At 63.9% G+C, this 7,089-nt stretch carries 9 protein-coding genes; 4 read left to right on the top strand and 5 right to left on the bottom strand.

Annotated features, from left to right (window positions below):
* On the bottom strand, positions 1-370 hold a 370-nt coding region (locus tag KBY58_RS07315), incomplete at its 3' end, for a twin-arginine translocase subunit TatC (protein ID WP_409995730.1).
* Positions 367-2,010: an NFACT family protein gene (locus KBY58_RS07310; protein WP_255003677.1), complete on the bottom strand. Its 1,644-nt coding sequence runs from the start codon at positions 2,008-2,010 to the stop codon at positions 367-369. The genes KBY58_RS07315 and KBY58_RS07310, both read right to left, overlap by 4 nt.
* Here KBY58_RS07310 and gmk point away from each other — a divergent pair.
* Positions 2,009-2,644: a guanylate kinase gene (gmk, locus tag KBY58_RS07305; protein WP_255003675.1), complete on the top strand. Its 636-nt coding sequence runs from the start codon at positions 2,009-2,011 to the stop codon at positions 2,642-2,644. The genes KBY58_RS07310 and gmk overlap by 2 nt on opposite strands.
* Positions 2,645-2,706: 62 nt before the next feature.
* Here gmk and psaJ read toward each other — a convergent pair whose 3' ends face one another.
* Positions 2,707-2,823 carry a photosystem I reaction center subunit IX gene (gene psaJ / locus KBY58_RS07300; protein WP_254932919.1) on the bottom strand — a complete coding sequence of 39 codons (117 nt, stop codon included), beginning with the start codon at positions 2,821-2,823 and terminating at the stop codon, positions 2,707-2,709.
* Positions 2,824-2,871: 48 nt separating this feature from the next.
* Positions 2,872-3,378 (bottom strand): Photosystem I reaction center subunit III, encoded by a 507-nt coding sequence (locus KBY58_RS07295; protein ID WP_254932920.1) that lies wholly within the window; start codon positions 3,376-3,378, stop codon positions 2,872-2,874.
* A gap of 61 nt (positions 3,379-3,439) precedes the next feature.
* Between KBY58_RS07295 and tsaD the strand changes: the two genes are divergently transcribed.
* From tsaD to wecB, 3 genes are read left to right on the top strand one after another with little or no spacing between them, the layout of a single operon-like run.
* Positions 3,440-4,522 (top strand): tRNA (adenosine(37)-N6)-threonylcarbamoyltransferase complex transferase subunit TsaD, encoded by a 1,083-nt coding sequence (tsaD, locus tag KBY58_RS07290; protein ID WP_255003673.1) that lies wholly within the window; start codon positions 3,440-3,442, stop codon positions 4,520-4,522.
* A 39-nt stretch (positions 4,523-4,561) separates the two neighbouring features.
* Entirely contained in the window at positions 4,562-4,726 is a 165-nt protein-coding gene (locus KBY58_RS07285; RefSeq protein ID WP_255003671.1) for a high light inducible protein, read from the top strand.
* Positions 4,727-4,763: 37 nt separating this feature from the next.
* Complete coding sequence (wecB, locus tag KBY58_RS07280; RefSeq protein WP_409995729.1) at positions 4,764-5,879, top strand: non-hydrolyzing UDP-N-acetylglucosamine 2-epimerase; 1,116 nt, start codon at positions 4,764-4,766, stop codon at positions 5,877-5,879.
* Positions 5,880-5,903: 24 nt separating this feature from the next.
* Here the strand turns inward: wecB and KBY58_RS07275 are convergent, their stop codons facing one another.
* Positions 5,904-6,995 carry an efflux RND transporter periplasmic adaptor subunit gene (locus tag KBY58_RS07275; RefSeq protein WP_315858044.1) on the bottom strand — a complete coding sequence of 364 codons (1,092 nt, stop codon included), beginning with the start codon at positions 6,993-6,995 and terminating at the stop codon, positions 5,904-5,906.
* Positions 6,996-7,089: the final 94 nt, after the last annotated feature.

Raw genomic sequence — 7,089 nt, 5'->3', positions numbered from 1 at the left:
GACTGGTCAGCCCCGGCAGGACAAAGGCCAGCACTTCGTAGAGCACGTAGGGCAGGGCAATCGTCAGCCCCGCGTAGCCAGCCACCTTGATCGACACAAACAGAAATTCGCCTGGGGCCAGCTGGAGAAAGCGAATGCCAGGCGCCGGCATCTCCAGGAGCTTGACCAGGGGTTTCACAAAAACCAGGCAGCCGGCGGCACCAATTACCACCGCCAACAGGCTGCGCAGCACCCGGTTGCGCAGCTCCTCGAGGTGATCCACCAGGGTCATTTCCACTTCGCCAGGGAAGTCCTGACCCTGCGGGTCATGGCTGACCTCGGCAGTGTTGATTCGGATTGGTGCTGGCGGCGGCAGCGGGGTGGGGCTCATGGTTGTCCTGCTGCCAAGAGGCTAAGGGCCCTATCCGGTTCCCCCCAGAGCACTTCCCCCTGGCGGTGCCTCACCGTGCCTTCGGCGGCTCCCGGAATGCGCTGGAGATCGCTGGTGGGCACCATCACCACGGGCACCTGGCTGCTGCCGCGGCCGCGGCTGAAGTGGGCGGCCAGGTCGGCGGCTGCCTGCAGATCGGCTTCTCCGGCCAGGCCCTCCGATGCCTTGAGAACCACATGGCTGCCCGGCAACTCCTGGGCATGGAACCAGAGATCACCGCGGCGGGCCTGCTTGAGGGCAATCCATTCGTTTTGGCGGTGGTTGCGGCCCACCTGCACAGGTATGCCGCTGGGGCTTCTGAGCAGCAGGGGCACGGGCTGGCCGCTGGGGCTGGGTCTGCGGCGCCGGCTGGAGCTGCTGCCCTTGCCCGCCAGTGGGCCCTCCAATTCCGCCCCCAGGGCCGCCAGCTCGAGGCTGGTGGAAGCATTTTCGAGAAAGGTGAGGCTGGCCTCTAGCCATTCCAGGCGCTGGTGATGCAGCTCTAGCCGCGGCGTTATGGCGGCCACCGAGCGGCGCAACTTTCTGGCCCTGTTGTAGAGCTTTTGGGCTGAGGCGATGCAGGCGCGACTTGGACTTAGCTGGCTCAGCAGGGCGTCTGCCTGGCCTTGCAGGCCATCGCTTTGCGGCACCGCCGCCAGGAGGGCCTGCTGCTGGGCGGCCAGTTGCCGTTCCCTTTGGGCGGCCTGCTCAAGGCGCAGCTGCAGCTGTTGGCGAGCTTGGAGCACTTTTAGTTGCTCCAGGTGGGCTGCGTAGTAGGCACCAAGGCCGCTGTTGATGCTGGTGGCGCCTTGCTCCCAGGGCTTCTCCAGAGGCGGCCAGCAGCGGTAGCTGTCGCCGTCGCATTGCCAGACAAAGTTGCCTGTGGAGAGGCAGGTCAGCCAGTGTTGCCATTGGCGCCAGAGTTGGAGCCATTGCTCCACCTTCAGATCGCCAACGGGCCTTTCCCGCAGTTCTGCTCCGACCAATTGGCGCATCAGGGCCGGACTAATCCCCTGGTAGGCGTTGCCGAGGGCCTTGCCCAGGGGCAGGGGCAGGAGGCTGAGTCGCCGCTGCCAGCTTTCTTGGCCCTCGTGGTGGTTGGGGGGCTCACCCATCAGGGCGGGGGGGCTTTGGTAGGCATCCCCGGTGCCGATCGGCCGCAGCCGCGATTGATGGGTCTTTACTTGCCTGGCCAAGGCAATCACCTGGCGCTGCCCATCTAGCAGGAAGAGGTTGCTGTGGCGTCCCATCAGCTCGACCACCAGCCAGCGGGCGATGGGTTCCCCTGGCCGCTCTGAAAAGCCCAGCTCAACGATCCGCTCCCAGCCCTGCTGCTCCAGGCTGGTTAGGGCCAGGCCCCGCAGGCTGTGTTGAAGCTGCTGGGCCAGGGTGCTGCCATCCCCTTCCCGGGGCGGAGCTGTGATGATGTGCATCCTGGCGGCATCGGCCTGCCAGCTGATTTCCAGCCATTGGCTCCCTTCGAGGGTTCTCAGCCCTATTTGCAGGCAATCCCGGCTGGGCTGCTGGGCCTTCTCAAAGCGGCTTGGCAGCAGGGTGGGGCGCCATTCAGCCAGCACAGCCTTGAGGCTGGTGACGTCCATGGGTTGCAGGCGCGCCAGGGGTGTAGACGATCAGATCAAGCCCCTACTCTGCAATCCTGCGCCCTTGCCTGCCGTGTCCTGTCGACTCACCCTGATCGCCGGCCCCAGCGGCGTCGGTAAGGGCACCCTGGTGGCCCAGCTGCTCGCCAGGCATCCGGACATCTGGCTATCGGTTTCAGCCACCACCCGTGCCCCCCGGGCTAGGGAGGTGGAGGGGGAGCACTACTTCTTTTTAAGCCGCGAAAACTTCGAGCAGCAGGTTGCCGCAGCGGGCTTTCTGGAATGGGCTGAATTTTCAGGCAACCTCTACGGCACCCCCCGGCAGCCGGTGGAGGAGATGCTGGCCCTGGGACGGCCGGTGTTGCTTGAGATCGAGCTGGAGGGGGCTCGCCAGGTGCGCCAGAGCTTCCCGGCTGGCTTTCAGGTGCTGATTAAGCCCCCATCCTTTGGGGAACTAGAGCGCCGGATCCGCGGCCGTGGCACCGATGGCGAGGAGGCCATTGCCAAGCGATTGGAGCGGGCCCGGGTCGAATTGCAGGCGGAGGCCGAATTTGATGGGGTGCTGGTCAATGGCGATTTAGGCGAGGCCCTCGTGGCCCTGGAGCAGATGATCGGCCTGCCAGCTGGGCAATAAATCGGTTGCGCAATAAAAAAGCGGCCCCTGGGGGCCGCGATAGCAATCACTACTGGTCCGACTCACATCGGGTGGAACAGAAGGTCTGGGAAAAAACGGTTGAATTCGATCAGGATGCCGGCGGTAATTGAAAACCAGATCGCTGCAAAAACCGGGGCTGTGGTAATAAATTTCTTCATGGCTCGGGGCTATGGAGGAGAGGGAAAGTAAGAAAAGTGCTAATTAATTCAGCGGGGCGAGATAGTCACGTTTTCGTCGGACTCCAGCAACTTGCCGCTTTTCAGCTCTTGCAGTGCTGCTAGGGGCCACCTAGCCGCTGCCAGGGTGCTCTTGAAGGCCAGCGGAACGTCTATCTGGATTTCTTTCATGGTTGCGTCCTTGTCGCCGCGGATCGCAATCAGGTAGTTGCGACCAGCCCAGCCAATGCAGCCGGCGATGTAGAGGAAGGCGATGCCGGGGATCACGAAGTCACCGGCATGGCTCCAGCGGCCATCAACAATCAAGTGGGGCAGGCCATCGGCACCGCAGACAGCCTGGCTGTACATGGCGAAACGGGCCTTGGCTTGGTCGGTTTTGGCCCCGGCAGCACGCTGTTGGAAGCGGGCGCTTTCGGTGCAGGGGGTCAGGCCGGCCACGTCAGCGTTAGCAACGGGTGCAAAGCCAACCAACAGGAAGAGCGACAGCAGCACTGCAAAGAGTGGTGCTGAGAACAAACGGGAAAGTAGACGTTGCATCAGACGCAATGCCGCGGGGCAAGATGTCACCCTCGGACAGTACGAGCCCTCTCCCTAGCTAATGGCCACCGTTCTCGCCCTCGAAACAAGTTGTGACGAGTCGGCGGCAGCGATTGTGAGCGATCAAACGGTGCTCGCCAGTGCGGTGGCCTCCCAGGTGGAGGAGCACGCCCTTTGGGGCGGAGTGGTGCCCGAAATTGCCTCGCGCAGGCACGTGGAAGCCCTGCCGGCCCTGATCGACCAGGTCTGCGTCGAGAGCGGCGTGGCCATGGCCGATCTCGATGCGATTGCGGCCACTGCTGCCCCTGGTTTGGTGGGGGCCCTGTTGGTGGCCTCGGTCACCGGGCGCACCCTGGCCCGTTTGCACGGCAAGCCCTTTTTGGGCGTCCATCACCTGGAGGGGCACCTCTGTTCTGTTCAGTTGGGCGAGCCCTTGCCGGCCGGTCCCTATTTGGTCCTGTTGGTCAGTGGCGGCCACACCGAGCTGGTGCGGGTTGATGCCCCTGGGCGCTACCGCCGCCTGGGCCGCAGCCACGACGATGCCGCCGGTGAGGCCTTCGACAAGGTGGCCCGACTGCTGGGCCTGGGCTACCCCGGGGGGCCTGCGATTGAGCTGGCAGCCCGGGCGGGAGATGCGAACCGTTTTGCCCTGCCCAAGGGTCGGGTCTCCAGGCCAGAGGGTGGTTTTTATCCCTACGACTTCAGCTTCAGTGGCCTCAAAACGGCGATGCTGCGCCAGGTGCGGGCCCTGGAGGTCAGCGCGGATGGTGGGGGCGCTGACCTGCCGCTAGCTGACCTGCCCCTAGCTGACCTAGCGGCCAGCTTTGAACGGGTGGTGGCCGAGGTGCTGGTGGAGCGCAGTTGCCGCTGTGCCCTCGACCAGGGCCTGGGCACCCTGGTGCTGGTGGGGGGGGTGGCAGCCAACCGGCGCTTGAGGGATCTGCTGGAGCTCAGGTGCCGGCGAGATGGCCTCCAGTGGCGTGTGGCTCCGCTGGCCTACTGCACCGATAACGCCGCCATGGTGGGGGTGGCGGCGGCTGAACGCTTTAGGGCCGGGGCAACCAGCCCTTTCGACCTGGGGGTGGCACCCCGGTTGCCCCTGGAGCAGGCCCACCGTCTCTACGAACCCCAAGCTTGCTTTTAATGCCCTTAGGCTTGCCGGGTCCGGCATCGGAGTAGCGCGATGGTCGAACTCGATCCAAAAGGCGAGCCTGTTGAACCCACTGAGCTGAATGCTTGGCGCCGAGGCATTACACCCCAGGCCGAGATCTGGAATGGCCGGCTGGCGATGATTGGCCTCTCAGTAGGGCTGTCTGTGCTGCTTTTGGCCAGGCTGGCTTCCCACTGAGCAACCTTCGTAGGATCCACCTGACTGCAACGCCTTGGTGACCAAGCCCCTTGTCACGATCGTGCTGGGTACCCGGCCAGAAGCCATCAAGTTGGCGCCGGTGATCTTGGCCTTCCAGCGGGCTGGGGATTTCCGCACCCGGGTGGTGCTCACCGGCCAGCACCGCGAGATGGTGAGCCAGGTGATGGAGCTATTTGGCCTCCAGGCCGACCACGATTTGGCGCTGATGGCGCCTAAGCAGACCCTCACCCACATAACCTGCGCTGCCCTTACTGGGCTCAAGGAGGAATTTGGGGCCCATCCCCCCGATCTGGTGCTAGTGCAAGGCGACACCACCACGGCTTTTGCATCGGCCCTGGCGGCCTTCTACGAGCAGATTCCGGTGGGCCATGTGGAGGCCGGGCTCCGCACCGACAACATCTTTGATCCCTTCCCGGAAGAGGCCAATCGCCGCCTGATCTCCCAGGTGGCCCTGCTCCACTTTGCGCCCACGGGTGTTTCCGCCGCAAATCTGCGGGCCTCCGGGGTGGTGGGCGAGATCATCACCACGGGCAACACGGTTATTGACGCCCTGCTGTTGATGGCTGAGAAGGCCCCGCCCTTTGCTTTGCCTGGCCTGGATTTGGAGCATCAGCGGCTGATCCTGGCCACGGTGCACCGGCGTGAAAACTGGGGGGATCGGCTCCAGGAAATTGGCCGGGGTTTCCGGGAACTACTAGATCGCTTCCCGGATACGGCCCTGTTGCTGCCGCTGCATCGCAACCCCACGGTGCGGGAGCCCCTGCAGGCCCTGCTGGGCGACCATCCCCGGGCCTTTTTGGTCGAGCCCCTCGATTACGACCAACTGGTGGCGGCGATGCGCAGTTGCAGCTTGGTGTTGAGCGATTCCGGTGGCCTGCAGGAGGAGGCGCCGGCCCTAGGTAAGCCCGTTTTAGTGCTGCGCCGCACCACCGAGCGGCCAGAGGCCGTAGATGCGGGCACGGCCAAATTGATTGGTACCGACTGCGCCGACATCGTGGCTGAGGCCAGCCGCCTGCTGGAGGATCCCGAGGCCTATGGGGTCATGGCCAGGGCCCATAACCCCTTTGGTGATGGCCAGGCCAGTGGCCGGATCGTGGAGGCAGCACGCCAATTTTTAGCTGCCCGCGTCTAGGGGCTTAGCCCTGGGCCCTAGCCCCTACTTCCTTTTCTTGGCCCAGGGAGGCAGGTCAATGAACACCTGGGTTCCGCTGCTGAGGCCCGAGATGATTTGGGTGCTTTTGCCGCTGCTGATGCCCAATTCCACCGGCTGGAATTTGGGCTGGTTATCTGGACCCACCAGCAGTACCCCGGGCCGGCCGTCTTCCGTAACCACTGCCACGGTTGGGATCAGGGTTTTGGCCTGAATCCTGCCGGTTTGAAAGCCCACATCTGCTGTCATGCCAATGCGCAGGTCCGTGGGGCGCTCCAAAAAGTTCAGGACCACATCGAAGGAGGTCACGTTGTTCAGTTTTACGGCCCGGGGGGTGATCCGTTTGACCTGGGCTGCAAAGCGCTTATCTGGGAAGGCGTCCACCCGCACGGAGGCGTTTTGGCCCAGGCGAATGCGGCCGATATCACTCTCTGGCACCTTGGCGACCACCTCCAGGCCCTGGGCCAATTCCACGATCGATGAACTGGTGGCTCCTGCGGTGGCCGAGGCTGTGGTGGTAGGGGTCACGAAGGAGCCCGGATCGGCAAAGCGTTGGCTGATCACTCCGCCAAAGGGGGCCCGTACCACCAATTCCTGGCGCTCCACCCCACGGGCTTCCAGCCGTTGCTTGGCTGCCTCCACGGCCTCCAGATCCACCAGATAGGAGCTGCGCACTTTCTCGTAGTCGTTGCGACTGATGGCCCGCTGGCGGTAAAGCCCCCCATTGCGCTGTAATTCGCTGCGACTACGGGCCAGCTGGGCCTGGGCTGAGCGCAGATTTGCACCCAATTCTTTTAGTCGGTCTTCCAGGTCGCCGCTGTCCATGCGGGCCAGGGGTTGCCCTTGGGTTACGGCATCACCCTCCTCCACGTAGAGCGCTTCGATCACTCCTTGGCGCTTGGGGCTCACATTTACCCTTTTTTCGGCGTCCAGTTCTCCGGTGGCACTCACCACTCCAGGCAGGCTGCCGGATTCAGCCCTCACGGTGTAGTTGGGCAGTTGGCGGCCTATAGAACCCTGGCGCTGCTGGGAAATTGCCACCCCTGCCAGCACCACCAAAGCGGCGCCCGCACCTAGCCAGATGCGTCGCCGCCGCAACCAATTGGGAATAGGGAAGCTAGTGATGGGGCTTTAAAGGCGTTGGCCTAATTCTGGCTGGTGGTTGGGGCTTGGTGCGGGTGCTTGGTGAGGG

It is taken from the genome of Cyanobium sp. HWJ4-Hawea (assembly GCF_024345815.1).
Classification (GTDB): Bacteria; Cyanobacteriota; Cyanobacteriia; order PCC-6307; family Cyanobiaceae; genus Cyanobium_A.
This window is presented reverse-complemented; position numbering and strand designations above follow the sequence as displayed.

Coding starts and splice junctions, on each gene's coding strand:
- psaJ (WP_254932919.1), bottom strand. CDS start 2,823: ATGAAGAAATTTATTACCACAGCCCCGGTTTTTGCAGCGATCTGGTTT.
- KBY58_RS07310 (WP_255003677.1), bottom strand. CDS start 2,010: ATGGACGTCACCAGCCTCAAGGCTGTGCTGGCTGAATGGCGCCCCACC.
- KBY58_RS07295 (WP_254932920.1), bottom strand. CDS start 3,378: ATGCAACGTCTACTTTCCCGTTTGTTCTCAGCACCACTCTTTGCAGTG.
- gmk (WP_255003675.1), top strand. CDS start 2,009: ATGGGTTGCAGGCGCGCCAGGGGTGTAGACGATCAGATCAAGCCCCTA.
- tsaD (WP_255003673.1), top strand. CDS start 3,440: ATGGCCACCGTTCTCGCCCTCGAAACAAGTTGTGACGAGTCGGCGGCA.
- KBY58_RS07285 (WP_255003671.1), top strand. CDS start 4,562: ATGGTCGAACTCGATCCAAAAGGCGAGCCTGTTGAACCCACTGAGCTG.